Origin of the sequence: Mesorhizobium sp. B2-1-8, assembly GCF_006442545.2 — a bacterium.
GTDB lineage: Bacteria > Pseudomonadota > Alphaproteobacteria > Rhizobiales > Rhizobiaceae > Mesorhizobium.
In genome coordinates this window covers 2,309,669-2,335,010 of record NZ_CP083952.1, presented here as the reverse complement: position 1 = coordinate 2,335,010, position 25,342 = coordinate 2,309,669, and the positions used below count along the sequence as shown (strand labels likewise).

Genomic DNA, 25,342 nt, shown 5'->3' with positions numbered 1-25,342 from the left:
TTCAAGGGCCAAGCTCACGGAATCAGCGCGGGGCGGGCCTGACATCGACAGGTCCTAACGCGCGAACCCGTGCAGCCGGGCCAGCAGCCATTGCAGCGGATTGTTCACGAATGCCTTGGTGACGAAGCTGTCGTGGGCGGCGTCCGAGGCGAGCAGGGCAACAGTGCCGGCTTCCAGACGCCGCGGCGGGTCGGCGCTGGCGTTGATGCCCTTGTCTGCCAGCGCCTGCCTTATCTCGGCATTGCCGGAGGCCGACGATTTGCCATAGGCGCTGACGAAGAAACTCTTGCTGTGATGCGCGATCCAGTCGGCGAAGATGTCGGCTTCGTCGAAGACGGCGTCGAGCAGGACGACGCCGAGCAGGCGGCCGCCAATGTCGCCGTTCCCAAGTACGGAAGCAGCCGGATTATAGCCGCCGCTGTAGGCGACCAGCACCACCGGCATGGCCTCGAATTTTGCCGCCTTTGCGCCGGTCAGCCTGGCCAGGCCTTGCGCCGCCTCGGCCATGAACTTGGCAAAATAGCCCGGCGTCCAGAAATTGCCGGCGCTGGAATCCTGCGCGTCGCGGGCAAATTGCGGCGCCATCAGCACGGCGTTGAGGCCTGAAGCCTCGACCTGCGCGACGACCCGCTGGCGCCCGACCACGTCGCGCTGCAAGGTCGCGCCATTGCCGTGGAAGAACACCACGATGACAGCGGGCTTGGCGGCATCGAACCCCTTGGGAATCGCGAGCAGCGTAGAGCGGTCACAATAGGTCTCGTCTTCCCAATAAATTCCCCCGCGCGCCGACGTGTGGCCGTGGCGGCCATTCGCTTCGACGTCGAGAAACGCCGCGGAACCGTCGGGCAGCTTGCCCCGGTACGGAAAGGGCGACGCCTTGAACGGCACGATGGTCGAGATGGCCTTGTGCAAGCGCGCGCCCTGACTTGCCACCGGAAACGCCGCCGTGGCCAGCAGTCCGGCGACGATGGCGCGCCGGTCCGGCATCAGGCGGCCACCACCCGGAGAGCCGGCGCCTTCGATGGCAGGAGCACGGCAAAGAACGCCGGAATGGCGATGAGATAGGCGATTGCCGACCATTGCAGCACGGCGCTGAGCCCGAAGCTGGTGGCGACGATCGGCACGGCGGCGGAGCCGATCACCGAGAAACAGCCATTGATGCCCCAGGCCCAGACGAACAGATGCTCCTTGCCGAGCCGCGCCAGCCAGGTCATGGCGGTGGCCATCGGCATGCCCATCAGGAAGGCCGGCGGCGACACCAGCAGGAAGCACAGTAGCAGCCGCACGGCATAGGGATAGGCGCCGATCTGGTCGAGCACCGGCGACAGATAGAACCCGTAGACCAGCAGCAGCGCGCAGACCGCCAGCAGCACCGCCGGCAGCAGTGTCCTGGCGCGGTCGAAGATGCGCTCGGCGAACAGGCTGCCGAGACCCGAGAACACCAGCATCGAGGAGATCAGCACCGAGGCCGAAACGGTCGGATTGGCCAGCGCCACGGTAAAGCGGCTGATCAGCCCGACCTCGACCATGATGTAGCCGAGGCCGAGGCAGGCGAAATAGAGGATGGTGCCAAGCTTGCCGCGCGAGCGCGAGAACACGATGCGCCAGCCGAAGATCACCGGCAGCAGCACCAGCGACGCCGCAGTGATGCAGGCGATGCCGAGCGTCGCCCAGATCAGGAGATAGCCCCAGTCGTCCTGGAACAGGTCGAGCCGGTCGAGCGTGCGCGGCAGGTCGGCGATCTTCACATAGGCCGCGAAATAGGGTTGATCGTTGCTCAGCGCACGCGCGTCGAAGACATAATCGCTGGCGAGCTTTTCCCAGCCGCCGGTCAGAAGCGCGTGCCAGGTCATGCGCTGCAGTTCCGTCGCCGGCAACACCTGCGGGCCGGCATCGCCGCCAACACCGGCGCAGGCATCGAGCGTCGGATCGGCCGGCGCCGTCGGGTCGCAGTCAGGATTTGCAGGCGCGGTGGGGTCGGCGGGTGTCGACGCATCGGCGGGCTGCGTCAGCGTCGCGTCCTGTCCGCTGCCGAAGATCGAGGCGCGGTAATCATCGAGTACTTTTTGCGTCCCCGAGCCGTCATAAATTATTCCTGGATAATAGACCTCCTCCCAGGACATCGATTTGGTGTAGCCGCGCAGCGTCTTGATTTCGGCCTCGGTGAAGCCGCCGCGCTTGAACAGCACGGTCGTGGTGGAGAGATAGCTCGACACCGCGAAGATGTCGTTGGCCGCACCTTCGCGGTCGAATGTTTTCGCCGCTTCGGCGACGGTCGAATAAAGCTTGAGCACCGATTTCGGCGGCTCTTCCTTGTTCCACAAGGTGATCGACAGCACGCCGCCATCGGCAAGCGCGCGCATATAGCTCAGCATTGCCTCGCGCGTGTAGGCGTATTTCTCCGAAATGGCGAAGCCGCCGGGATTGGACAGGCCGACGCTGTCGGCGAGGCTGAGATCGATGACGTCGTAGCGCTCGGCCGTGTTGGCGAGGAACAGGCGCCCGTCATAATCGATCACCTTGAGCCGCGGCTCGGCCAGTATGTTGCCGGTCACATCCCTGAGGGTCGGATCGCGGAAGGCCCGCAACGTCGCCGGGTTGCTTTCGGCGACGGTCACCGATATCGAACCGGCGTTGAGCGCGGCCTGCGTGGAGATGCCGCCGCCGAACTGCACGACGAATGTCTTGGGCTTCTCCTTGATGACATAGGGGTAGTGCATCGGCAGATAGCGGAAATAGACCTGCTCGGCCGGCGCCAGGTTGCGCATGATGCCTTCCGGCCCGTCGCCGTCGCGATACATGCCGACATAGGTATTGGCCGGAACCTCGGGCATGCCGAAGGCGGCGTTGTCACTCAGGCCCGGCGCGAAGTGCATGTAGGAGCTGGCATAGACCTGCAGGTCGCCGAACGGCGAGACGCTGCGGTAGATGCGCTTGCCGTCCGGGAAGTTGCGGGCATAGGCGACGCCCTTGTATTGCGAGACGGCGATGTCGGGTATGCCCGTGAGCTCGGGCAGCATGAGGTAGCCTGATATCGACAGCGCCGCGACGGCCACGCCCGCGACAAAACTCTTCCAGGCGCCGAACGCGGCGAACCACAAGAGCGAGCCGGCGGCCCACAAAAGCAGCGGCACGACGATGATGGTTTCAGGCGCGAACAGATACAGCGACACCAGCACGACGAGGCCGGCAAGTCCCGAGCCGGTCAGGTCGGCGAAATAGACGCGGCCGAAGGCGGTGCGGCTCTTCAGGAAGACGATGCCGAGGAAGAAGGCGCCGGCCAGGAACGGCAGGAGATAGAGCAGGAAATTGGCGAGCAGCCGCCACTTCTGCTGGGGGTCGGAGACCAGGAAGATGGCATTGAACGGCACCGTCTGGGCGGCGAGGTTGGCGCCGACGGCGAGCGGGCCGATCAGCAGCAGGGCCACCGTTGCCGCGCCTTGCCAGTGGCGGTCGAACCAATCCTTGCCGGCGAAGATCACGACGCTGGACAAGGAGAAACCAAGCATGGCGAGGCTCACCACCAGCGAGCCGAAATGCGACCAGCTGCCCACGGCGAACACGCGCATGACGGCGATCTGCAGGGCGATGATGGCGCCGGCGATCAGCCCGACCGCGAGATAGTGCGCAAGCCGTGGCGCCTCCAGCGGCGCGATGCCTGGTCGAGAGATCGATGCGACGGCTGCCATTCAGGCCCCTTGATGCGAAATTCAGCAAGGCCGGTGCCGCCGCGCGGCAACTCAGCCGTTATGCGTACCGACGATCTGGTCGCCTTCCAGCTTGGTGAAGGGCACGAAAGGCACCACCTTGCCGTTATAGATGTCGGAGCGGACGATGTTGAACGTGCCATCCGCAAGCTGCTGCTTGATCACCTTGAGCACATGCTGAGCCCCCGGCGGACCGACCGGAATGACCATCACGCCATTGGGCTTGAGCTGCTGCAGCAGCGATGGCGGAATATGGTCGATGCCGCAGGTGACGATGATCTTGTCGAACGGGCCGACGCTCTCCCAGCCATAATAGCCATCGGCATTGCGGCTGGTGACCGAGCCGAATTCGCTGTAGCCGCGATCGATCAGCCCGTCATAGGTGCCGCGGGTGCGCTGCGCCAGAGGATTGATGATCTCGATCGTGTGCACCTTGTCGGTGAGGTTGGCGAGGTAGGCCGACTGGTAGCCCGATCCGGTGCCGATCTCGAGCACGGTTTCGCCGAACTGCACGTCGATGGAGGTCGTCATGCGCCCAACCAGATGCGGGCCTGAAATCGTCACGCCATAACCGATGTCGAGGAAGGCATGATCATAGGCGCGGCCCAGATTCTGCGGCAGCACGAACTCCTCGCGCGGCGTCAGTAGGAAGGCGCGCTTGTTGCGGTCGTCCAGCACATCCTTGTTGTAGACCATGATCTGGAAGCGGTCGAACCGTTCCGCCAGCAACTTCGGATCCTCGCCGCGATTGGCCACCATCCAGTCGATGAACGATTTCTTGTCCTTGAACGGCACCTCTGCATTGCGGTCATAGGGAACCGGCACGGCGGCCTTGACGGCGGCCGGGAGAATGGAAAACGCCGCAGCTCCCGCCGACAGCGCCAAGAAGTCCCGACGCTTCATGGAAAAGCCTCCAAAAGTGGCTTTTGCCACCTTAAAACCAAGCACTTGACCGGAGTGCACCGCCTCCCAAAACGAGTCAACCGGCCGCCGGGAGGCGATCCTTCAGGCCGAAGAATTGTGGCAGGACGGCAACAGTATTTGCAGGCACCCGGTGGCGTTCGCAGCGGCGCGGCCGACGCGCATTGGCGTGCCTCATTGCCGCGGGAAGCGCTTAGGCGTCTTTTTGCGAAGATTAGCAAAGGCTGTTTTGCTTGACTCGGCAGGCAAAAACAGGCAGCAAAACAGCCTTGGAAGGGCTGCAATACCGCGTGCATGGTCGTGGACGAGCCTTTTTCGGCACAAAGTCCACGTCTCTCCATTGGTTTTGAGAGGGATTGGTTAACCAACTTTGTCCATATTTTGAAGCAATCGGCAACTAACGACAGGCGCGGCAAACGCGTCGGGGACCACCTGGGATCACTCACAGAATGGTCGTCGCGGCTATCACAGCCGCGGACGTGGGAGCCGATTGGAGCAAGATTGGTTGCATGGCGTTTTTGAGTCGTAAAATTGTCGGGGACAGGCGTTGGAGCGGCGAGACCGCTGTCGAAGCGCCACGCGCCTCATCCTTCACCCCTGAACGGGTTGTCCGCTGGATCGCGGTGCCGGGCGTCAGCGCTGCCGTCGGCCTATGGCTGATCGGCACCATGGCCGGCCTCAGTTCCGTCGGCGCCTCGCTCTCGGCGACGTCGATCGGCCTGCCGCAGACGCTGTCGATGCCGGGCACGCTCGCTCTCGCCGATCCGCTGAAACAGCATTTCCTCAGCTCTTCCGCGCCCTTCGTCATGGCCAATGCCCATGGCGGCGCGCAAGCGCTGCACGACCATGCCGTACAGTGCGGCGCCAGTTGCTTCAGGCTGGCGGCGGTAACCTCCAAGGCGGAGAAATCCGGGCGCCTGGTGGCACAGGCCAAGCCAACGCCGGCGAAGTCGAAATCGCAGCAGCGCTTCGAACTGATGGAAGCGTCGCTGTCGCCGACAAAGCTCGCCGCTGCCTTTGCCGGCGCGGGAAAGCCGGCGACCGCCGCCAGCACCCGTCCCGTGATTTCCAGCGCCGCGCCCCAGGTCACCGAGGCGTCTCTCGTGCCGTCCGTCCAGGTCATGGCCAGCCTGTCCAAGGACATGCCGGCTCCGGCGGCGGAACGCTTCGCCCGCGGCGATATGGGTTCGGTCGTGCAGACCGCACCGGCGCCGATGGGCTTTGCCCAGCCGGAAACGCCCGATAACGCGCAGCTGGCGCTTGCCCTGGTCGAGTCGATGCCTATCGAGGACGAAGCCTTCGCCTCGCCGCTGCCGATGACCGAATCCTCGCCCGATGTCGCGGTTGCGCCGGTCGAGACCCAGCAGGAAAAGCCCGGCGACGCCGCCTCGCTGCCGGATGCGCTCACCGACGATGTGCCGCTGCCGACCCGCCGCCCGCAATATGACGCGCCGCAGCAGCGCAGCGTCGTGGAAGAGGACAAGCCGGTCGCACAGCCCAAGACTTTGCAGGAGAAGCCGGCGCCTCAGCCGAAGCCCGTCCAGCAAGCCAGGCAGCCGGCCCGGCAAGGCCGGACCCGCGATGGTGGCGACGTGCTGGCCTATGCCAAGCCGGACACGCCCTCGGGCGGCCTCGGCCAGGCGTTCAGGAATCTGTTCAACGGGCCGACCGCCGGAAGCGGCGCCGGCCATGGCGTCGCCGTCTACGACATCAGCGCCAAGACCGTCTACATGCCCGACGGCCAGCGGCTCGAGGCGCATTCCGGCCTTGGCGCCATGGTCGACCAGCCGCGCTACGTCGACGTGAAGGATCGCGGCCCGACACCACCCAACACCTACAATCTGTCGCTACGTGAATCGCGCTTCCACGGCGTCGAGGCCATCCGCCTGACACCGACGAGCGGCGGCAACAAATACAACCGCACCGGCCTGCTCGCGCACACCTATATGCTGCGCGGCGGCCGCGCCGAATCCAATGGCTGTGTCGTCTTCAGGGACTATGCCCGCTTCCTCGCCGCCTTCAAGAAGGGCAAGGTCACTCGCCTCGTCGTGGTGCCGCGCCTGAACGGATCGCCGACCCGCGTGGCGGACAACGCGCGCGGCGCCTGAGCCCTGCGAGCAAGTGCGATACCTACCAACTCCTGACAGCCTGCTGTCAGCAGCCGCAGTTGGCAATGCGCCTGTCTTCATCCCGCTCTTTCCATTTTCGCCAAGACCTCCCATATTCGGGACATGGCCAAATCCCCCGATAAAAGAACGCCGCCGACGGCGAGTGACGAGCGCGCCGCGCCGAAGCGGCGCAGCCCGCTGACTGATTTCCTCGACGCGTCGGAACCACTGCACAAGGGCGGCTTCGCCGAAATGCCGCAAACCGAACTGTCGGGCACGCCGCTGACCGGTTCGATCGCGGATTGGGCCGAGCAGATCGAGCAGGAGGCGGAACGCGAAGGGCGCACCACGGGCAAGGGTGGCGGCGCCAAATCGCCGAAGAAGATACCCGAGCGCTCCGCCGCGCCGGGCCGCACCGCGCGCGGCACCTCGATGGGCGGCGCCGCGACGGCCCGCGAACGCGCCGCGGCCGGCCTCAATCCCGTCGCCGGCCTCGATGTCTCGCTGGAGGAGGCCGAGACGATGACGTCGAGTGGCGTCACCGCTACGGTGGCCGCGCTCTCGGCGCTGATCGAATCCGGCAATCCCCTGCACAAGGACGGCGTGCTGTGGACACCGCACCGCCCTGCCCGGCCGGAAAAGTCCGAAGGCGGCATCGCCATCAAGATGGTGTCGGATTTCGAACCGGCCGGCGACCAGCCGACCGCGATCAAGGACTTGGTCGAGGGCGTCGACAACAACGACCGCACGCAAGTGCTGCTTGGCGTCACCGGCTCCGGCAAAACCTTCACCATGGCCAAGGTGATCGAGGAGACGCAGCGGCCCGCTTTGATCCTGGCGCCCAACAAGACGCTGGCCGCGCAGCTCTATTCGGAGTTCAAGAAATTCTTCCCCGACAACGCGGTGGAATATTTCGTCTCCTATTACGACTATTACCAGCCGGAAGCCTACGTTCCGCGCACCGACACCTTCATCGAGAAGGAGTCCTCTATCAACGAGCAGATCGATCGCATGCGCCACTCGGCGACGCGCTCGCTGCTCGAGCGTGACGACGTCATCATCGTTGCCTCGGTGTCGTGCATCTACGGTATCGGCTCGGTCGAGACCTATACCGCGATGACCTTCCAGATGCAGATCGGCGACCGGCTCGACCAGCGCGCCCTGCTCGCCGACCTCGTCGCCCAGCAGTACAAGCGCCAGGACATCAATTTCGTGCGCGGCTCGTTCCGCGTGCGCGGCGACACGATCGAAATCTTCCCGGCCCACCTGGAAGACCGCGCCTGGCGCATCTCCATGTTCGGCGACGAGATCGAGGCGATCACCGAGTTCGACCCGCTGACCGGCCAGAAGACCGGCGAGCTGAAGAGCGTCAAGATCTACGCCAATTCGCACTACGTGACGCCGCGCCCGACGCTCAACCAGGCGATCAAGTCGATAAAGGAAGAGTTGAAACACCGGCTGGTGGAACTGGAGCGCGCCGGCCGTCTGCTGGAAGCGCAGCGGCTGGAACAGCGCTGCCGCTTCGACCTGGAGATGCTGGAAGCCACCGGCTCATGCGCCGGCATCGAGAACTATTCGCGCTATCTTACCGGGCGCCAGCCGGGCGATCCGCCGCCGACGCTGTTCGAGTACATTCCCGACAACGCGCTGGTCTTCATCGACGAAAGCCACGTCACCGTGCCGCAGATCGGCGGCATGTATCGCGGCGACTTCAGGCGCAAGGCGACGCTGGCCGAATATGGCTTCCGCCTGCCCTCCTGCATGGACAACCGGCCGCTGCGCTTCGAGGAATGGGACGCCATGCGGCCGCTCTCGGTCGCGGTTTCGGCGACGCCGGGCGGCTGGGAGATGGAACAGGCCGGCGGCGTCTTCGCCGAGCAGGTCATCCGCCCGACCGGGCTGATCGATCCGCCGGTCGAGGTGCGACCGGCCAAGAGCCAGGTCGACGACGTCGTCGGCGAAATCCGCGAGACGACGGCTGCCGGCTATCGCACGCTGGTCACCGTGCTGACCAAGCGCATGGCCGAGGATCTGACCGAATATCTGCACGAGCAGGGCGTGCGCGTACGCTACATGCACTCCGACATCGACACGCTGGAGCGCATCGAGATCCTGCGCGACCTGCGGCTTGGTGCCTTCGATGTGCTGGTCGGCATCAACCTTCTGCGCGAAGGCCTCGACATTCCCGAATGCGGCTTCGTCGCCATCCTCGATGCCGACAAGGAAGGCTTCCTGCGTTCGGAAACCTCGCTGATCCAGACCATCGGCCGCGCCGCCCGCAATGTCGACGGCAAGGTCATCCTCTACGCCGACCAGGTCACCGGCTCGATGGAACGGGCGATGGCGGAGACCAACCGCCGCCGCGAGAAGCAGATGGAATGGAACGCCGCCAATGGCATCACGCCGGAATCGGTGAAATCGCGCATCTCCGACATCCTGGATTCGGTCTACGAGAAGGATCACGTCCGCGCCGACATCTCGCAGTTCACCGACGGCGCCGGCGCCATGATGGGTAACAATTTCAAGGCTCATCTCGACGCGCTCGACAAGCAGATGCGCGACGCCGCCGCCAATCTCGACTTCGAGAAGGCGGCCCGTATCCGCGACGAGATCAAGCGGCTGCGCGAGATGGAACTATCCATCTCCGACGATCCGCTGGCGCGCGAGGTGGAAGGCCAAAGCCCGGCGTCAGGCCGCGAAAAGGGCAAACACAACAAGGGCGTGGCCAAGCATCGAACGGCTGAGGAGCAGGAACGTTTCCGCAAGCTCGACCAGGCACGCGCCGCCGAAGAGGCGGCCAAGGCCGCCAGGCCCAACCTCTTCCGCAAGCCCGATCTCGACGAGATGGGCGCCGACGGCGCCGTACCGGTGAAGAAGGCGCTGTTCGCCAAGCCCTCGCTCGACGATATGGGACCTGGTACCGACATGCCGACACCGTCCGGCGCGGTGTCGCGTTCGCTGTTCAAGAAGCAGTCGGCCGAAGAGGCGCACGGCTCCGACTTCGGCATTCCCGGCGACGCGACCAAGCCGCTGTTCAAGAAGAACTCGCTCGACGAGATGACGGTGCGGCGCACCGAAACGCCGATCGAAGGCGACAAACCGGTCAAGCGCGAACGCACCGGCATCGGCTCCTACGAGGACCCAGGCGACGCCCGCCGCGAAAAGCGCCGGCCGGGCAAGACTGGCAGGCCGGGACAGTAGGCTTTCCCTTCCTCCTTGGGGCGGGGATGTGTTTCGTCTAGGTCGCTTCAAATTTTTTGGTGAATGCTTGCCCGTTGAATGTGTGGGTGCAGCAGGAACAGTTTGGCTTCATGTCTTCCACCTTGAGATCCGGGTCGACACGCGCCAAGCAATTGTTCTGATCTACATGCAAGCCGCTGTAGTATGAGTTCTCGCCTACCCGAACGAAGGACTTCTTGTCCGCATCGTTCAATGCGACGATCCAGAAAATAGGATCTGGTCGATCGAGCCGTGCCACTGCCTGACTATGGATGTCGGTCCAATCCTTTCCAACCTTGGAAAGCAGAAATCTGAACAGCGGAGTGTAATCGAGGCCCTGGTGCTTTTTGCCATGCATCGAGCCGCGGGTCGTCGGGTCTTCTCTTTTGGCATTCCGAGAAAACTTGTATTCACCGCCCCCGTGTCTGACTCCACGGGTTCGGGAGTTTATACGCCTGTAGAGAGGCTCTTTGTCTTGCATCTTAGCTGCCTTGCCAGTCGCAGGACCATATATAGCATGGCCTCGATTTCAACAGCGACTGATGGCAGACCGCGTCGGCCGCTTCAAGATGCCTCGACTTTCGGCCGGCCTGGACCATGCGCCGGCGCTTGCCATGCGCTGATCGAAACGATACGGGCCAATGGCGACTGCCCACCCCCAAGTACCTCCCAACGGCCGACGAAAATGACCCGCAAGGACATCGCCGCCTACGTCTTCCTGGCCGTCACCTGGGGACTGTCGTTCTTGGTGCTGCTCAAGGTGGTGCATGCCTTTGGCTGGGTCGGCGCGGTCACCTTGCGCTCGCTGATCGCCGGCATCACGCTCTTTCTGCTTGCAGCCGCGACGAGGCGACGGCTGGATTTCAGCGCTGGCTGGCGGCACTTCGCCATGGTCGGCGCAACCACGGTCGCGGCGCAGCTGATCGGCCTGTCCTACGCCACGCCGCGCATCGGCACGGCGATGGCGGCCATCCTGGTTGCCGCGATCCCGCTGTTCTCGATGATCATCGGCCAGCTCTGGGGGCTTGAACGCATCACTGTTCGCGGCCTTGTCGGGCTGCTGCTCGGCGCTGCCGGCATCATCGTCCTGGTCGGTTTCCCCGCGGTTCCGGTCACTGCTTCCTTTGCGATCGGCTGTGCCGCCTCGCTGTTCAGTTCCTTCTCGGCGGCGTTCGGCAGCAACTACGCCAATCGCCATTTGCGGTCGGCCGGCTCGCTGGAACTCACCAGCGCCGCCTTCCTGTTTGGCGGCGTGATGACGCTGCCGCTGCTGCTCGCTGTGCCGGTGCCGGCCATGCCGCGCTTTGTCGACTTCCTCTATTTGGCGATACTGGCCTGCGTGATGAGCGCATTGACCTATGTCGTGTATTTCCGACTGGTGGCCAGCATCGGCGCGACCAGGACGATCAGCGTCGAATTCGCCGTGACCACGATCGCGGTGCTGGCCGGAACGATTGTGCTCGGCGGGTCTCTGACCATGATCCAGGGCTTCGGCGCGGCGGCGATCATCGGCGGCTGCATACTGGTGCTGGATCCCTTCCCGCGCCGCTTGAAAGCGGCGCCCTTGCCATCCGCCCCGCCTTTGGTGTAGCCAGTCGTCACACTCGAACGTCTCGAAAGGAGGGCTCACGTGTTTACGTTTTTTCGTCACCATCGTCAGCGTGGCCCGATTTCTGCCCTGCGAGCTAGCTTGCAGGGCTGACCAGGGACGGTCCGGGTTTTTTCCCGCTTCGATTTTTTGGTCTGCCCTTCGTGGTGTGCAACGCCTGGCCTGATCGCCGGCACGCGCACCGACAAAGTGCATCGAGCCGGATTTTCCGGACAGACCAGAGAAATCGAAAATGGCCCTGATCAGCCTCAAATCCCTCGGCGTCACCATGAGCGCGCCGCTCTTCTCCAACCTCGACCTCAGCATCGGCACCGGTGACCGGCTCGGCATCGTCGCCGCCAACGGGCGCGGCAAGTCGACCTTGCTCAAATGCCTGACCGGCGAACTGGAGCCGACGACAGGCGACATCACCCGCACACGCGGCCTGCGTGTCGGCAATGTCGAGCAGTCCGTTGTCCCTGCCCTGCTCGGCCGCACCTTTTATCAGGTGGTGGCTGACGCCTTGCCGCCGGAGCAGGCCGACAGCGAGATGTGGCGCGTCGATGTCGTGCTGGATTCACTCGACGTGCCCGAGGCGATGCGCGAGCGGCCAATGCAGGCGCTGAGCGGCGGCTGGCAGCGGCTGGCACTGATCGCCCGCGTCTGGGTCACCGATCCCGACGTGCTGCTGCTCGACGAGCCGACCAACCATCTCGACCTCGCCCGCATCAGCCAGCTGGAAACCTGGCTCAACGCGCTGCCGCGCGAGGTGCCTGTCATCATCGCCAGCCATGACCGCGCCTTCCTCGACGCCACTACCAACCGGACGCTGTTCCTGCGCCCGGAGCAATCGCCGGTGTTTTCCCTCCCCTATTCGCGGGCCAGGGACGCGCTGGACGAGATCGACGCTTCGGCCGAACGAAAATTCCAACGCGACATGAAGGTGGCGCAGCAATTGCGCCGGCAGGCGGCCAAGGTCAACAATATCGGCATCAATTCCGGCAGCGATCTGCTGACGGTCAAGACCAAGCAGCTCAACCAGCGCGCGGAGAAGCTCGAAGAGGCCGCCAATCCGGCGCATCGCGAGAAATCTGCGGGGGCGATCAAACTCGCCAATCGCGGTACCCACGCCAAGGTGCTGATCACGCTTGACGACGCGGCGGTCGAAACGCCGGACGGCACACTGCTGTTCAGGACCGGCAAACGCCACATTTGCCAGGGCGATCGCATCGTGCTGCTCGGCCGCAATGGCGTCGGCAAATCGCGCTTCGTCACCTTGGTCCGCAACGCCATTGTCGAACCGGATACGGTGCGGAATGTGAAGGTGACGCCGTCGACCGTGCTCGGCTATAGCGACCAGGCGCTGTCCGGCATCAGCGGCGACGACACGCCGCTGGCGATGGTCTCGCGCCGTTACGATATCGGCGAACAGCGCGCCCGCTCGTTGCTTGCCGGCGCCGGCGTGGTCATCGACATGCAGGAGCGCAGTATCGGCGTGCTGTCGGGCGGCCAGAAGGCGCGGCTGATGATGCTGGCGCTCAGGCTCGCCAATCCCAACTTCTATCTGCTCGACGAGCCAACCAACCATCTCGACATAGACGGCCAGGAAGCGCTGGAGGAGGAGTTGTTGAAGCACCAGGCAAGCTGCCTGCTCGCCTCGCACGACCGATCCTTCATCCGCGCCATCGGCAACCGCTTCTGGCTGATCGAGAAACGGAAGCTGACCGAGGTCGACGATCCCGAAGATTTCTTCCGCGACGTGGCTGAGGGAACCAACTGAGCGGCGAGGACAGATGCATTGCCAATGAAGTTCCTGCCTGTCATTGACACGCCGGACCTTTGGTATCATTTCATGAGACGTACTCTTGATTCCTGGAACGTATCATGTCATGGTACGTCTGTCGGGCTCCACGGATGATACGTTCATTCAAGGACAAGACCAGCGAAGCCGTTTCGAACGGCAAGGCTCCAAAGGGCTTCCCTTCGGATCTTGTCCGACCGGCCCAATGGAAGCTGTACATGATCGACAACGCCGCCGAACTGTCAGATCTCAAGACGCCTCCCGGCAACAGGCTTGAGCCGTTGAAAGGCAACCGTGCCGGTCAGCATTCGATCCGCATCAACGATCAGTTTCGCATCTGCTTTCGCTGGGTGGATGGGCAAGCAGAAGATGTTGAAATAACCGACTACCATTGAAAGGCAGATCCTAAATGCTTGATATCAACCCGCCTATCCATCCCGGAGAAATTCTCCGCGAAGAGTATCTCATACCGCTTGGTCTGAAGCCTTACACGCTGGCCAAAAAGCTGCATGTGCCGCGCACGCGCATCGAGCGCCTGGCCAGCGAGACGACCCCGGTAACCCCTGATACCGCGTTGCGCCTTGCGAAGTTTTTTGGGACCACGCCGCAGTTCTGGATGAACATGCAGGCAAGCTATGACCTCGCCGTCGAGGGAAAGGCCAAGAGAGCCGACCTTGAAACGATCGAACGATTGGAGACTGCCGCCTGACGTAAGCGCGCCGCGCCGGTAACAGAGGCCGCTGAAAAATTCTCCGGGCGATCTGTCGGATCGCCCGTTGCTGCCCCGTCCTTGGGATGCCGACACGATGATGCCGGCGCCAACCCAGGGAGAGTTCGTCATGTCCGTCCTGTCATCCATCGGCCGCATCGCAACCCGGTATGCCGCGGCGCGCGCCCGTCACCGCAGCGAACGAATTCTCCTGTCGCTGCCGGCCGAACTGCGCAAGGATATCGGCTTTCCGGAAATCTTCGATGCCCGCGACAGCCGTCGCGCGGCCACGTCGTCGGCCAAGGTCATATGACCACGGCCTGTGCGCCGGCCTCCAGAGGCGGCCGGTTGCCCGATGATATCAGGCGAAAAATTTTCGCGACCCTGTAGGATTGGCGTCACCTCGTCCGTCCTATGGTCCGCAAGGCCAAACCAAACGTGAAGAGGAACACGAGAATGACCGACCAGACCCCGCCCCGCGCCAAAGTTCTTGGCGGATTGACCCCCTATCTGCAGGTCGACGGCGCCATCAAGGCCGCCGAGTTCTACAAGAAGGCTTTCGGGGCCGAGGAAGTCTTTGCCTATCCGGCGGATGAGAAAGGCCGCACCATGCATATCCATCTCTACATCAACGGCTCGACGCTGATGCTCGGCGACGCCTATCCGGAACACGGCCATCCGCACCAGGCCGCGCAGGGCTATACGCTGCAGCTCCATCTCGGCAAGGATGACATCGACACCTGGTGGAAGCGCGCCATCGACGCCGGCTGCGAGATCGTCACGCCGCTGCAGGTGATGTTCTGGGGCGACCGCTGGGGCCAGGTGAAGGACCCCTTCGGTGTCGCCTGGGCAATGAACGCACCGGTGGAATAAGTTTTAGCGCGCGCGCCCTCGCCGAGGGGGATGCGCCCAACCGCGCCGGGTCGTATCCCCGCCGACCCGGCGCCCGTTTCCAGCAATGAGGAGACCGCCATGTCCTATGTCGATGGCTTCGTGCTTGCCGTGCCGAAGGCAAATCTTGATGCGTACAAGAAAATGGCTGAGAACGGCGGTGCCGTCTGGATGGAGCATGGCGCGCTCGCCTATGTCGAATGCGTCGGCGACGACGTGCCTTACGGCGAGCTGACCTCGTTCCCGCGCGCGGTGCAGGCCAAGGACGACGAGGTCGTCATCTTCGCCTGGGTCGTCTACGAGTCCAGACAGAGCCGCGACGCGGTCATGGCCAAGGTGATGGCCGACGAGCGTCTCAAGATGGACTGGTCCGCCATGCCGTTCGACGGCAAGCGCATGATCTTCGGCGGCTTCCAGCCGTTCATAGAGCTTTGAGGAACTGGCGCAACGCTTGTCTGACTGGCTGCTCGTAGGCACCCATCGCTTCGTCATCCTATGGCGAAGCTGAAGAGCTTCCCCCAATCCGCTACCCGCGCGCTAATCCAGCTTGTCGAGCAGCGGCTTCAGCCGGTCGCCATAACGCTTCCACAGATCGACCGAGCCCTGGTACATCGGCTGGCGCACCTGCGCGGCCGACGCCGTGCGCACCGGCCGGTCGGTCTGGTGGAACGACAGCACGGCATCGTCCCATGGCAGGCCGAGATAGTCGATCAGCGCCCGGCTCTGCTTGTCCTGGTCGGCGACGAAATCCTCGTAGCGCACATCGTGCACGACGCCGGGCAGCACCTTGTGCCAATGCGCCATGATGTCGGTATAGAGATTGTGGAAATCGGCGAGCTCGCCGAGGTCATAGCCATAGCGGTGGCTGTCGCCGCGGAAATGCACTTTGTAGATCGACAGGCATGTCGCCGCCGCATCGCGGGCGCAATGGATGATTTTTGCCTTCGGCAGCATCATGTGGATGAAGCCGACGAGCAGGAAGTTGCCCGGCATCTTGTCGGTGACGTGGCGCATATGCGGATAGCGGGCATGGAGCATGTCGAGATAGGCCTGCCCCGCCTCGGTGAAATCCGTATCGTCCGTATCGGCCACGCCCCAGGGAAAGCCGCCCGGCATGTTCGACGGGAACTGCCTGCCGACCGCCGTCTTCAAGATACCGAGCTCGCCCGCGCCATAGACTTGGGCGTGGCTCGCGATGATCTGTTCGACCAGCGTCGTACCCGAACGCGGCATGCCGACGACGAAGATCGGCGCATCGTCGGTGATCGGGCTCGGCCTGTGCTTTTCGAAGAAGCCGGCATCGAACACCGTCTTCATCGCCTCGAATTCGGCGCGCGTCTTCACCGGATCATAGTCGATGCCCTTGCGGCGGATGGCATTGCCCTCGGCGAAGTAGTCGAAAGCCTTGCCATAATCCTTGAGATCGTCATTGGCCTTGCCGAGGCCAAACGACAGCTGCATGCGTGCCAGGCTGTCCTGAGGCGCCTTGGCGTGCTGCGCCTCCATGCCGGCCAATTCGGCATCGCGCTCCTTCTGTCGCTTGACCTGAGACAGCATCAGCCACGCGCGGGCCATGGCGGGCTGGATCGCCACCGCCTGCCGGAACAGGTCGGCCGCCTCGTCGAGCTTGCCCTTCTCCATCAGCCCGACGCCCAGTCCGTGCAGCAGGACCGCATCCTTGGGCCGGATGGCCAGTGCCTCCTGGAAGACAGCCAGCGCCTCGTCGAGGCGTCCGGCCTCCTGCAGGGTTTCGGCAAGCCCGATACGCGCGCGCACGTGGAATGGATTGCGCTGCACCGTGCCGCGATAGATATCCTCGGCCTCATCGAACCGGCCGATCTGCTTCAGCGACGAGCCGAGATTGTCGCGCGCCGCGAGCTGCTCCGGCCGCAGATCAACCGCGCCGCGGAAGAAATCGATCGCCGCCGTGACACGGCCGAGATCCCGCATCACCGTGCCGAGATTGTTGAGGAAGTCGGGGTTCGTCGGCTGCAGCTGAACCGACTGTTCCAGGAAATCCATGCCTTCTTCGCTGCGCCCGGTCTGGTGCAGCAGCAACCCCAGGAAATGCGCCGCGGCCGCGTGTTTGGGCTGACGCGCCAGCACCTGCCGGTAGATCGCCTCGGCCTCTTGCCGACGCCCGGCCTGATGCAGTTGCAGAGCCTGCTGCACATACTGGTCGAGGCCCAGCGGCGGCTGGCCTCCCGCGCCAGACTTGGCCGCGCCAGACTTGGCTCCCGCACCCGCCGCTCTTCTCTGATCTCTGTTGATGGGACACCTGCCGTGTTTATACGCCTGCGGGACCTAAGCCATGCCGGGGAGAGATTCAAGAGTGTGGCCCGTCGCGCGAACGGTCAGGACTGCCCGCGGCATGGAACGCATGGACGCCTTTCTGGACGAAACCGACGACAAGGACCGCATGCCGGCAAGGTGGCGCTGGTGGCGATCGTCGGCAACGAGGATGGCGCGCATCATTGCCACGCGGAATGCTTCCAGGCGCTGAACGACGTTGGCTTCACCATCCCCGCCAATGGCGGCGCCTATTGGGTCGGCGAAGCCATGGGCGACGTCAACTATGTCGACCTGCCGAAAACCCCAAAGGCGGTCGCCGGCATGGTCGAGATGTCGGCGTCGAATGCGGCTCACCTGGCAGCCCTGCTGAAGAGCAAGGCCTATGTCGGCGTGGATGGGTGAGGCGTTCCTTCCCTTCTCAGCACGGCCCGTCGCCGACGATGCGGTAGTCCGAGGCACGGGCCTCGCAGGCATTGGGGAACGTGCGCATTTCGCCATGGCTACGGCCGCATACCGGCGCGTATTCGCGGGTGCAGAAGGTCTGCTCGCCGCCGCCGCCACCGCCGTCGCGGCAGCGACCGTCGCGCACGATGCGGTAACCCGCCCGGTCGGCAAGGCAGGCATTGGCGAAGGTCAGGCGATCTCCGCCGCGCCGGGCGCAGACCGGCTCGTACTGCTTGGTGCAGAATTGCGGCTCGGGGCGCGGTGGACGCGGCCGCGGTCCCGGTCCGTCATCGACGACGACCGTACAGGCGGCAAGAATTGCCGACAGGAACAGGATGGTAAAACCCTGCCGTGAAAAGATGGCCGCAAGAAACCTCATGATCGTCTCTCCCTCGATCCCCGTCCCGGTGCATACCGCCCAAGACTGCCTGGCGGTTCGCTGATAATGATATCGATCAAAACAGGATTTAAATCAGTCGCCTATGGCATGATCCTCGCCATTCCACTGCCAATTGCAACCCCGTTCGCGGCCTCTATCGGGAAATGACGGCGGGATCAGCCACGACCCCGCCGCGTCGCCGGCAATCATCGCTTCTGGCCCATGCACGACCGGGGCTGTGGGCCGATGACCCCTCGGGCAACGAGGCCTATCTGCGGCCGGTCGACGCTCTGATCGGTCGATTTTTGCGTCGGGATGCGCTCATGGCGGCGGCCCGCGGCGCTATCTTGCAACCTTCACGTTTCCGTGCGATAAATTCTGTGTTCGGGCATTTGCGACCCGGAGAGCGGAACGTTTTGGACGACCTTTCCCCGATACTGTGAATCTCTGACGGCCCCGTTTTTCGGCGGGGGGTTTGACCATGCGCCAATGCATGACTGCCGAAAGCAACCACCAGGAACTGCCCTCGACGCCAGGTGGCGGGCAGGACCACCAAGACTGAACGGGTGAAGGAGTTTCCCCAATGGCCCAGACCGGCACCGTTAAATTCTTCAATGCGACCAAAGGCTTCGGTTTCATCACGCCCGACGGCGGCGCCAAGGACGTGTTCGTCCATATTTCGGCGATCGAGGCCTCGGGCCTGCGCACGCTCGTCGACGGCCAGAAGGTCACCTTCGATGTCGAGCCGGACCGCATGGGCAAGGGCCCGAAGGCGGTCAACCTGCGCGCAGCCTGAGCGATCGGCGCGCCGCACATCCCAGGCGGATGGGCGAACGAGGAGCTTGACCAGCAGCTTGGGCAGGCAGACAGATTTTGAAAGGCGCGGCGGTTTTCGTCGCGCCTTTTTCATGACGCGGTGCAGCATAAACGCATGTCATCGGGAAGTTCATCCGGTCCGGGCCAATGACACGCGTCATAACAAGCACTTAAAGCGCGACGTGCTTTAAGTGCCCGCAAAACTTTCACTTGCCGATAGCGCTAAAATAAAGGACAAATTTCCACTCGGGCATTTGCCGGCCCGAGACTGGAGTTTATGGGATCAAAGGAGCTTCCCATGCCGCAGACCGGCACCGTCAAATTCTTCAACCATGCCAAGGGCTTCGGCTTCATCACACCCGATGATGGCGCGAAGGATGTCTTCGTGCATATTTCGGCCGTGCAGGCGTCGGGTCTTCCCGGTCTCGAAGATGGGCAGAAAGTGACATTCGACACCGAGCCGGACAAGCGCGGCAAGGGACCGAAGGCCGTCAACCTGTCGGTCGGCTGAGCCGGCTTCAAACCGGCGCCGGCGCCCGCAGGTCGGGCCCACGCTCCGAGGTTGCGGCTTTTGACGCCGTGAAGAACGCGTGCGGTTAAATTTTCGTTCAGCCCCCGTTCAGCCACGGTCCCATATTAGTCGTTTGTAAAGCCGGACCGCATCCCCTGCAGAACTGCACGGTCCGGTACGAAGGAGACCAAGATGAACCGTATTTTCAAGACAGCCGTGCTGTCCGCCGCCGTGGTCGCCACGACGCTGGGGACCTTTTCGGCGGCCAATGCCGATGACTGGCGCCGCTGGCACCATCACGGCCATGGCAATGGCGACGCTGTGGCAGCCGGCGTTCTCGGCCTTGCCGCCGGCGCGCTGATCGGTGGCGCGTTGGCCAATGACCGGCCGCCGCCCGAGTCCGACCGTTATTACAATGACGGCTATTACGATCGTGACGTGCGGATACGCCCGGCCCCGGTCCGCCGCTACTACGTGGAACCGCAGGTCGTCTATGCCGACCGCTATGCCGAACCGTGGACGCGCGGCTGGTACGAGTACTGCTCGGACCGATACCGCTCCTTCAATTCCCGCACCGGCACCTTCACCGGCAGTGACGGCGAACAGCATTTCTGCACCGCCAACTGAGGCTTCCCTGCCCCAACAAAAAAGCGCTGACCGCAAGGCCAGCGCTTTTTTGTTGTTAGCTTGTTGAGCTTTCCCCCGAATGGTCCAGATCTGCCTCAGGTCAAAAACGGATTGGTCCGCCGTTCCTCGCCGAAGCGCCCGCCCGGACCGTGACCGCAAATGAAGCCGATGTCGTCGCCAAGCGGCAACAGCTTGTCCTTGATCGAGGCGATGAGTGCCGCATGGTCGCCGCCCGGCAGGTCGGTGCGGCCAACCGAACCGCGAAACAGGACGTCGCCGACATGGGCGAATTTGGCGGCCCGATTGTAATAGACGACATGGCCGGGCGCGTGGCCGGGGCAATGCAGCACCTCGAACACATGGCCGCCAAACGACACCGTCTCGCCTTCGGTGAGAAACCGGTCGGGCACGCAATTGCGCACGCCCTCGATGCCGTAGCGCCTGCCCTGGTTTTCCAGATTGTCGAGCAGCACCTTGTCGGCGTCATGCGGGCCGATGATCTCGATGCCGAGTGCTTCCTTCAGCTCCATCGCGCCGCCGGCATGGTCGATATGGCCATGCGTGATCCAGATCGCTTCGGCCGTGATCGCATTGTCCTTCAACAACGCCAGCACCGTATCGATGTCGCCGCCGGGATCGACCACCACGCCGTGCTTGTCGTCCATGTCGAACAGGATGGTGCAGTTCTGCTGGAACGGTGTGACCGGCACGATGCCGGCATTGAGCTGACCCATGATCGTCCTTTCGCTGTGTCAGCGGTGATGTAGAGGCGTGGGCCTGGAGCGTCCAGCCCCGCAAAGGCGAACGGCCGGTCGCCGCAAAAGAAATGGGCGGCCGAAGCCGCCCATTTTGCCAGCCCGAGATTTCAGGCTCATTTCTTCATGGCGCCCATGACCGCGCCGAGAATGCCGGTCAGGATCGCGCCGCCGCCGGCGCCACCGACGATGTTCTGCAGGTTGAGCGCGCTGCCGAGACCGCTCGTCGCCGCCGCGGCTGCATCAGGACTGATCGCGCCGTGGCCGAGCAGGCTGCCGAGGATCGCCGCGCCGCCGACACCGCCAATGGCACCGCCCAGGATTTTGGGAAGCTGCCCCATCGCCGCCGTCTTGATAGCCGCGCCTACCGCCTGACCACCGATGATGCCCGTAATGATCTGAATGATGATCGGAAGAAGCGTGTTCATGTCCATATGATTAGTCCCTCCATAGCTGCCAGCCTCCCGGGCCGACACCATCATGAGAGACGCCGAATTTGATGAAAGTCAAATGCACAAACGCTGAAATAAAAGGGGCGGCCCGAAAACCGCCCCTGCTTGCCCGAAAAGCTGTGACTATCGTTATTCTGCGGCGATAGCATGCTTGGGTTGAACGGCGATAGAATAGTCGTTCATGAGATTCTTGGCGATCTCGCCAACTTCGAATCGGTAAGGGCCGATCTCCGAAACCGGGGTTACTTCCGCTGCGGTTCCTGTCAGGAAGCACTGCTCGAACCCTTCGAGTTCTTCCGGCATGATGGCGCGTTCTATGATCTCCAGGCCGCGATCCCTGGCGAGACCGATGACCGTGCGGCGGGTGATGCCGTCGAGGAAGCAGTCGGGCTTGGGCGTGTGGATCTTGCCGTCCTTGACGAAGAAGATGTTGGCGCCGGTCGCTTCCGCGACCTGGCCCCGCCAGTCGAGCATCATCGCGTCGGCATAGCCCTTGGCCTCGGCGGCATGCTTGGACATGGTGCAGATCATGTAGAGGCCCGCCGCTTTCGACTTCGACGGCGCCGTGCGCGGGTCGGGCCGGCGCCATTCCGCCACATCGAGGCGGATGCCCTTCAGCTTCTGCGCCGGGTCGAAATAGCTTGGCCATTGCCAGATGGCGATGGCGACATTGATGCGGTTGTTTTGCGCCGAAACGCCCATCTGCTCGCTGCCCCGCCAGGCGATAGGCCTGACATAGGCGTCCTGGAAGCCCTGCTTCTTCAGAAGCGTGGTCGAGGCGTCGTTGAGCTCGGCCACCGAATAGGGAATCTTGAAGCCGAGCAGGCGCGCCGATTCATGCAGCCGCTCGGTATGCTCGTTGAGCTTGAAGATCTCGCCGCCATAGGCGCGCTCGCCCTCGAAGACCGCGCTGGCGTAGTGCAGGCCATGGGTCAGCACGTGAATCTTGGCGTCTCCCCACGGGACGAACTCGCCATTCATCCAGATGAAGCCGTCCAGTTGATCGAAAGGAACGGATGCCATGGTAACCTCCCGCGGACCTCGGCCCGCATATCTCAGTGTCGTTGCATGTTCTTTTTGGCCGCGCCATGTGATTGGAGACGCCGGCCGGTGTCTCGAAGCGTAAGCGGATAATCGCGCCCTGGCAAACTCAGGAAGTTCCGGAAAAACCGGCCTGCCTTGCCTTTTCGTTCGCAATCCGCCCAAAAGCTTGTCAAAAATTACCATTGCAGGGAAATTACGTCAATAGTACTGACATAATCTCCCGTTCCCATGGAGAAATGATGACGGATAAAAACCCAGCCGCCGGAGAACCGATCAGGACCGCGATCACCAGCGAGGACGGCATCGATTTCGCCATCATCGAACTCTTCTTCTTCGCCTATCGCGACTTCACCTCCGATCCCGATCAGATCCTGGCCGATTACGGTTTCGGCCGCGCCCACCACCGCGTGCTGCATTTCGTCAACCGCCGGCCGGGCCTGACCGTCGCCGAACTGCTCGACGTGCTGAAGATAACCAAGCAGAGCCTGGCGCGCGTGCTCAAGCAATTGATCGACACCGATCACGTCGTGCAGCTGCAGGGTCCGCGCGACCGCCGCCAGCGCGAACTCTATCCGACGGCCAAGGGCCGTGCGCTGGCGCTGGCGCTGGCGCGGCCACAGTCGCGCCGCATCCGTGCTGCATTGGAAGATTGCGGTGCCGCCGAACGGACCTTGGTGGAACGCTTCCTCGAAGCGATGGTCAATCCGGAACTGAGAGCTCAGATCGACGTTGGGTCCGCAAAAATGTCAGGGAAAAGCCATGGAGAGCACTGAGAGGATCGACCAGGCGGCCGCACCGGACGACGACGCGCCGCATCTGCTCGTGGTCGACGACGACACCCGTATCCGCAATCTTCTTAAGCAGTATCTGACCGAAAACGGCTTTCGCGTCACCGTCGCCGGCAATGCCGGCGAGGCCCGCCGCAAGCTCGCCGGCCTCGACTTCGACCTGCTTGTGCTCGATGTCATGATGCCGGGAGAAAGCGGCGTCGATCTCACCAAGGCGCTACGCGCCGAGAAGAACGTGCCGATCCTCATGCTGACGGCCCTGTCGGAGACCGACAACCGTATCTCGGGACTCGAAGCCGGCGCCGACGACTACCTGCCCAAGCCCTTCGACCCGCGCGAGTTGATCCTGCGCATCAACAACATCCTGCGCCGCGGCGGCCCGGCGGCGACGCCCAAGGTCGAACAGCTGGTGTTCGGTCCCTACACCTTCCAGATCGCCAGGCGCGAATTGAAGCGCGGCGGCGAAGCGCTGAAGCTGACCGACCGCGAACAGGAGATCCTGGCGATCTTCGCCGCGCGCGCCGGCGAAACCATCCCCCGCCACGAGCTGGTCGGCGACGATTCGGAAGTCGGCGAGCGCACCATCGACGTCCAGATCAACCGGCTGCGCCGCAAGATCGAGCGCGATCCGTCCAATCCGGTCTGGTTGCAGACCGTGCGCGGTATTGGGTATCGGCTCAGCGTGGAATAGAATGCCGGCGGCGGCCCAAGGGCATGATCCCGAAAAGTGGGAACCGGTTTTCGGAAAAGATTGTGCTCCAACAGAGAGTTAGATCAGGATGACGATTCAGCCAAACGTCATCCGGGTCTCATACCGCCGACGGATGAAAAGAGCCAATGGCGACCACGGAACTGGAAGAGCCGAACAATGACGGCTTGAGCGCACGCGCCACGCGGACGCTCAAGGCGGTGCCGCGCATCTGGAACCGGTTCTGGCGCCTCGTTTCGCTCTACATGCCCAAGCGCCTCTATGCGCGCTCATTGATCATCGTCATCGCGCCGATGATCCTTTTGCAGTCGGTCGTCGCCTTCGATTTCATGGAGCGTCACTGGGCAACCGTGACGCAGCGCCTGTCGCAGGCCACCGTGCGCGACATCGCCGCCATCATCGACCTGATCGAGACCTACCCGCACGACGCCGACTACGCCAGCATCATCCGCATCGCGCAGGACCGCATGCAGCTGAAGGTCGATCTCCTGCCGCCCGATCCGCTGCCGCCGCCCGGTCCAAAACCGTTCTTCTCGATCCTCGACGATGTTCTCTCCGCCGAGATTACCCGCCAGATCAACCGCCCATTCTGGATCGACACGGTCGGCAATTCCAACATCGTCGAGGTCCGCGTCCAGCTCGAGAACAAGGTGCTGCGCGTCTTCGTGCGCCGTAGCCAGGCCTATGCCTCCAACACCCATATCTTCCTGATCTGGATGGTCGGCACCTCGCTGGTGCTCCTGATGATCGCCATCCCCTTCCTGCGCAACCAGATCCGGCCGATCCTGGCGCTTGCCGAGGCAGCCGAAAGCTTCGGCAAGGGCCGGCCGATGCCGCGCGATTTCCGCCCGCGCGGGGCCGAAGAGGTGCGCCGCGCCGGCTTTGCCTTCATCCAGATGCGCGAGCGCATCGAGCGCCAGATCGAGCAGCGCACGGCCATGCTGACCGGTGTCAGCCATGATCTCAGGACCATCCTCACCCGCTTCAAGCTGCAGCTGGCGCTGGCCGGCGGCAAGGCCGAGACCAAGGCGGCGCTGGACCAGGACATCGAAGACATGCAGTCGATGCTGGAAGGCTATCTCTCCTTTGCCAGGGGCGAGGCCTCGGAGGATCCGGGACGTTTCGATCTCGAAGCCTATTTCCAGAAGCTCGGCGAGGAAGCGGGCTTGCGCAAATGCAAGCTGTCGACAACGCTTTCCGGCGATCCGACCGTGCATGTGCGGCCGAACGCCTTCGCGCGGCTGCTGTCCAACATCATCGGCAATGCCTTCCGCTATGCCCGCACCGTCGGGGTCACCGCCAACCATGGCCGTGGCTCGCTTCTGGTCACCATCGACGACGATGGGCCAGGCATTCCGGCCGACAGACGCGAAGACGTGTTCAAACCCTTCGTGCGCCTCGATGAAGCCCGTAACCTCGACGCCAGCGGCACCGGGCTCGGCCTGTCGATCGCCCGTGACATCGCCCGCAGCCATGGCGGCGACATCACGCTCGACGACAGTCCGATGGGCGGCCTGCGCGTCGTGATCAAGGTTCCGGCCTGATTTCTATTTGACTAGCCCAGCATGATCTTGGCTAAAA

General features: G+C 63.4%; 24 protein-coding genes and 1 pseudogene. 16 read left to right on the top strand and 9 right to left on the bottom strand.

The genetic code is table 11. From position 1 onward, the window contains the following. Positions 1–54: 54 nt before the first annotated feature. Genes FJ970_RS11375 through FJ970_RS11365 form a run of 3 tightly spaced genes read right to left on the bottom strand, consistent with a single transcriptional unit; the run spans position 55 to position 4,610 of the window. Positions 55–987 (bottom strand): hypothetical protein, encoded by a 933-nt coding sequence (locus FJ970_RS11375; RefSeq protein ID WP_140759401.1) that lies wholly within the window; start codon positions 985–987, stop codon positions 55–57. After that, complete coding sequence (locus FJ970_RS11370; protein ID WP_140759399.1) at positions 987–3,689, bottom strand: hypothetical protein; 2,703 nt, start codon at positions 3,687–3,689, stop codon at positions 987–989. The genes FJ970_RS11375 and FJ970_RS11370 overlap by 1 nt, the downstream gene beginning before the upstream one ends. A 51-nt stretch (positions 3,690–3,740) precedes the next feature. Further along, entirely contained in the window at positions 3,741–4,610 is an 870-nt protein-coding gene (locus FJ970_RS11365; protein ID WP_140759397.1) for a protein-L-isoaspartate O-methyltransferase family protein, read from the bottom strand. Between the two features lie 527 nt (positions 4,611–5,137). On the opposite strand from FJ970_RS11365, the gene FJ970_RS11360 reads away from it, so the two are divergent. After that, positions 5,138–6,736 carry a DUF2778 domain-containing protein gene (locus FJ970_RS11360; protein WP_140759395.1) on the top strand — a complete coding sequence of 533 codons (1,599 nt, stop codon included), beginning with the start codon at positions 5,138–5,140 and terminating at the stop codon, positions 6,734–6,736. Between the two features lie 123 nt (positions 6,737–6,859). Next, a complete protein-coding gene (uvrB, locus tag FJ970_RS11355) occupies positions 6,860–9,937 on the top strand; it encodes an excinuclease ABC subunit UvrB (protein WP_140759393.1) in 3,078 nt (1,025 codons plus the stop codon). A 37-nt stretch (positions 9,938–9,974) separates the two neighbouring features. Here uvrB and FJ970_RS11350 read toward each other — a convergent pair whose 3' ends face one another. Next, a complete protein-coding gene (locus FJ970_RS11350; RefSeq protein WP_224595775.1) occupies positions 9,975–10,313 on the bottom strand; it encodes a hypothetical protein in 339 nt (112 codons plus the stop codon). Positions 10,314–10,640: 327 nt separating this feature from the next. On the opposite strand from FJ970_RS11350, the gene FJ970_RS11345 reads away from it, so the two are divergent. From FJ970_RS11345 to FJ970_RS11315, 7 genes are all read left to right on the top strand, one after another. After that, on the top strand, positions 10,641–11,546 hold the full coding sequence (locus tag FJ970_RS11345) for a DMT family transporter (RefSeq protein ID WP_140759389.1): 906 nt from the start codon (positions 10,641–10,643) through the stop codon (positions 11,544–11,546). A 250-nt stretch (positions 11,547–11,796) separates the two neighbouring features. Then, positions 11,797–13,323, top strand: a complete 1,527-nt coding sequence (locus FJ970_RS11340; protein ID WP_140759387.1) for an ABC-F family ATP-binding cassette domain-containing protein — start codon at positions 11,797–11,799, stop codon at positions 13,321–13,323. A 134-nt stretch (positions 13,324–13,457) separates the two neighbouring features. After that, positions 13,458–13,739 (top strand): type II toxin-antitoxin system RelE/ParE family toxin, encoded by a 282-nt coding sequence (locus tag FJ970_RS11335; protein WP_140759611.1) that lies wholly within the window; start codon positions 13,458–13,460, stop codon positions 13,737–13,739. Positions 13,740–13,753: 14 nt separating this feature from the next. Beyond that, positions 13,754–14,053: a HigA family addiction module antitoxin gene (locus tag FJ970_RS11330; protein ID WP_127278412.1), complete on the top strand. Its 300-nt coding sequence runs from the start codon at positions 13,754–13,756 to the stop codon at positions 14,051–14,053. Positions 14,054–14,183: 130 nt separating this feature from the next. Continuing rightward, positions 14,184–14,366: a hypothetical protein gene (locus FJ970_RS11325; protein ID WP_023770253.1), complete on the top strand. Its 183-nt coding sequence runs from the start codon at positions 14,184–14,186 to the stop codon at positions 14,364–14,366. 143 nt (positions 14,367–14,509) lie between these two features. Beyond that, entirely contained in the window at positions 14,510–14,926 is a 417-nt protein-coding gene (locus FJ970_RS11320) for a VOC family protein (RefSeq protein ID WP_140759385.1), read from the top strand. A 99-nt stretch (positions 14,927–15,025) separates the two neighbouring features. Beyond that, positions 15,026–15,379, top strand: a complete 354-nt coding sequence (locus tag FJ970_RS11315) for a DUF1428 domain-containing protein (protein ID WP_140759383.1) — start codon at positions 15,026–15,028, stop codon at positions 15,377–15,379. A 102-nt stretch (positions 15,380–15,481) separates the two neighbouring features. On the opposite strand, the gene FJ970_RS11310 is transcribed toward FJ970_RS11315, so the two are convergent. Continuing rightward, the gene (locus tag FJ970_RS11310; RefSeq protein WP_140759381.1) at positions 15,482–17,116 is read right to left on the bottom strand and encodes a tetratricopeptide repeat-containing sulfotransferase family protein; all 1,635 of its coding nucleotides are present in this window, start codon (positions 17,114–17,116) and stop codon (positions 15,482–15,484) included. A 193-nt stretch (positions 17,117–17,309) separates the two neighbouring features. Here FJ970_RS11310 and FJ970_RS11305 point away from each other — a divergent pair. Beyond that, positions 17,310–17,638 (top strand): annotated as a pseudogene (locus tag FJ970_RS11305) (NADPH-dependent oxidoreductase); the annotation flags it as partial. A 16-nt stretch (positions 17,639–17,654) separates the two neighbouring features. On the opposite strand, the gene FJ970_RS11300 reads toward FJ970_RS11305, so the two are convergent. Continuing rightward, entirely contained in the window at positions 17,655–18,059 is a 405-nt protein-coding gene (locus FJ970_RS11300; protein ID WP_140759379.1) for a Kazal-type serine protease inhibitor family protein, read from the bottom strand. A gap of 583 nt (positions 18,060–18,642) precedes the next feature. Between FJ970_RS11300 and FJ970_RS11295 the strand changes: the two genes are divergently transcribed. From FJ970_RS11295 to FJ970_RS11285, 3 genes are all read left to right on the top strand, one after another. After that, positions 18,643–18,855, top strand: coding sequence for a cold-shock protein (locus FJ970_RS11295; RefSeq protein WP_006202520.1), 213 nt, complete (start codon positions 18,643–18,645; stop codon positions 18,853–18,855). A gap of 318 nt (positions 18,856–19,173) precedes the next feature. Next, complete coding sequence (locus FJ970_RS11290; protein ID WP_008877668.1) at positions 19,174–19,386, top strand: cold-shock protein; 213 nt, start codon at positions 19,174–19,176, stop codon at positions 19,384–19,386. Between the two features lie 192 nt (positions 19,387–19,578). Further along, positions 19,579–20,013, top strand: a complete 435-nt coding sequence (locus tag FJ970_RS11285; protein ID WP_140759377.1) for a BA14K family protein — start codon at positions 19,579–19,581, stop codon at positions 20,011–20,013. Between the two features lie 95 nt (positions 20,014–20,108). Here FJ970_RS11285 and FJ970_RS11280 read toward each other — a convergent pair whose 3' ends face one another. The 3 genes from FJ970_RS11280 to FJ970_RS11270 form a co-directional block, all read right to left on the bottom strand. Continuing rightward, a complete protein-coding gene (locus tag FJ970_RS11280; RefSeq protein WP_140759375.1) occupies positions 20,109–20,747 on the bottom strand; it encodes an MBL fold metallo-hydrolase in 639 nt (212 codons plus the stop codon). Between the two features lie 137 nt (positions 20,748–20,884). After that, positions 20,885–21,202, bottom strand: coding sequence for a hypothetical protein (locus FJ970_RS11275; RefSeq protein WP_140759373.1), 318 nt, complete (start codon positions 21,200–21,202; stop codon positions 20,885–20,887). A gap of 147 nt (positions 21,203–21,349) precedes the next feature. Further along, on the bottom strand, positions 21,350–22,243 hold the full coding sequence (locus tag FJ970_RS11270; RefSeq protein WP_140759371.1) for a branched-chain amino acid aminotransferase: 894 nt from the start codon (positions 22,241–22,243) through the stop codon (positions 21,350–21,352). A 260-nt stretch (positions 22,244–22,503) separates the two neighbouring features. On the opposite strand from FJ970_RS11270, the gene FJ970_RS11265 reads away from it, so the two are divergent. The 3 genes from FJ970_RS11265 (at position 22,504) to FJ970_RS11255 (ending at position 25,305) form a co-directional block, all read left to right on the top strand. Continuing rightward, on the top strand, positions 22,504–23,037 hold the full coding sequence (locus FJ970_RS11265; protein WP_181178647.1) for a MarR family winged helix-turn-helix transcriptional regulator: 534 nt from the start codon (positions 22,504–22,506) through the stop codon (positions 23,035–23,037). After that, a complete protein-coding gene (locus FJ970_RS11260) occupies positions 23,024–23,743 on the top strand; it encodes a response regulator (protein ID WP_140759369.1) in 720 nt (239 codons plus the stop codon). The genes FJ970_RS11265 and FJ970_RS11260 overlap by 14 nt, the downstream gene beginning before the upstream one ends. A gap of 146 nt (positions 23,744–23,889) precedes the next feature. After that, entirely contained in the window at positions 23,890–25,305 is a 1,416-nt protein-coding gene (locus tag FJ970_RS11255; RefSeq protein WP_140759367.1) for an ATP-binding protein, read from the top strand. The last annotated feature ends 37 nt before the right edge of the window (positions 25,306–25,342 follow it).

Bases quoted from the DNA above. Each gene is read 5' to 3' on its own strand.
- FJ970_RS11370 (WP_140759399.1), bottom strand. From the start codon at position 3,689: ATGGCAGCCGTCGCATCGATCTCTCGACCAGGCATCGCGCCGCTGGAG.
- FJ970_RS11275 (WP_140759373.1), bottom strand. From the start codon at position 21,202: ATGGACATGAACACGCTTCTTCCGATCATCATTCAGATCATTACGGGC.
- uvrB (WP_140759393.1), top strand. From the start codon at position 6,860: ATGGCCAAATCCCCCGATAAAAGAACGCCGCCGACGGCGAGTGACGAG.
- FJ970_RS11290 (WP_008877668.1), top strand. From the start codon at position 19,174: ATGCCGCAGACCGGCACCGTCAAATTCTTCAACCATGCCAAGGGCTTC.
- FJ970_RS11325 (WP_023770253.1), top strand. From the start codon at position 14,184: ATGTCCGTCCTGTCATCCATCGGCCGCATCGCAACCCGGTATGCCGCG.
- FJ970_RS11280 (WP_140759375.1), bottom strand. From the start codon at position 20,747: ATGGGTCAGCTCAATGCCGGCATCGTGCCGGTCACACCGTTCCAGCAG.
- FJ970_RS11365 (WP_140759397.1), bottom strand. From the start codon at position 4,610: ATGAAGCGTCGGGACTTCTTGGCGCTGTCGGCGGGAGCTGCGGCGTTT.
- FJ970_RS11330 (WP_127278412.1), top strand. From the start codon at position 13,754: ATGCTTGATATCAACCCGCCTATCCATCCCGGAGAAATTCTCCGCGAA.
- FJ970_RS11320 (WP_140759385.1), top strand. From the start codon at position 14,510: ATGACCGACCAGACCCCGCCCCGCGCCAAAGTTCTTGGCGGATTGACC.
- FJ970_RS11350 (WP_224595775.1), bottom strand. From the start codon at position 10,313: ATGCATGGCAAAAAGCACCAGGGCCTCGATTACACTCCGCTGTTCAGA.
- FJ970_RS11260 (WP_140759369.1), top strand. From the start codon at position 23,024: ATGGAGAGCACTGAGAGGATCGACCAGGCGGCCGCACCGGACGACGAC.
- FJ970_RS11255 (WP_140759367.1), top strand. From the start codon at position 23,890: ATGGCGACCACGGAACTGGAAGAGCCGAACAATGACGGCTTGAGCGCA.
- FJ970_RS11270 (WP_140759371.1), bottom strand. From the start codon at position 22,243: ATGGCATCCGTTCCTTTCGATCAACTGGACGGCTTCATCTGGATGAAT.
- FJ970_RS11285 (WP_140759377.1), top strand. From the start codon at position 19,579: ATGAACCGTATTTTCAAGACAGCCGTGCTGTCCGCCGCCGTGGTCGCC.
- FJ970_RS11360 (WP_140759395.1), top strand. From the start codon at position 5,138: ATGGCGTTTTTGAGTCGTAAAATTGTCGGGGACAGGCGTTGGAGCGGC.
- FJ970_RS11295 (WP_006202520.1), top strand. From the start codon at position 18,643: ATGGCCCAGACCGGCACCGTTAAATTCTTCAATGCGACCAAAGGCTTC.
- FJ970_RS11265 (WP_181178647.1), top strand. From the start codon at position 22,504: ATGACGGATAAAAACCCAGCCGCCGGAGAACCGATCAGGACCGCGATC.
- FJ970_RS11375 (WP_140759401.1), bottom strand. From the start codon at position 987: ATGCCGGACCGGCGCGCCATCGTCGCCGGACTGCTGGCCACGGCGGCG.
- FJ970_RS11300 (WP_140759379.1), bottom strand. From the start codon at position 18,059: ATGAGGTTTCTTGCGGCCATCTTTTCACGGCAGGGTTTTACCATCCTG.
- FJ970_RS11315 (WP_140759383.1), top strand. From the start codon at position 15,026: ATGTCCTATGTCGATGGCTTCGTGCTTGCCGTGCCGAAGGCAAATCTT.
- FJ970_RS11345 (WP_140759389.1), top strand. From the start codon at position 10,641: ATGACCCGCAAGGACATCGCCGCCTACGTCTTCCTGGCCGTCACCTGG.
- FJ970_RS11340 (WP_140759387.1), top strand. From the start codon at position 11,797: ATGGCCCTGATCAGCCTCAAATCCCTCGGCGTCACCATGAGCGCGCCG.
- FJ970_RS11335 (WP_140759611.1), top strand. From the start codon at position 13,458: ATGATACGTTCATTCAAGGACAAGACCAGCGAAGCCGTTTCGAACGGC.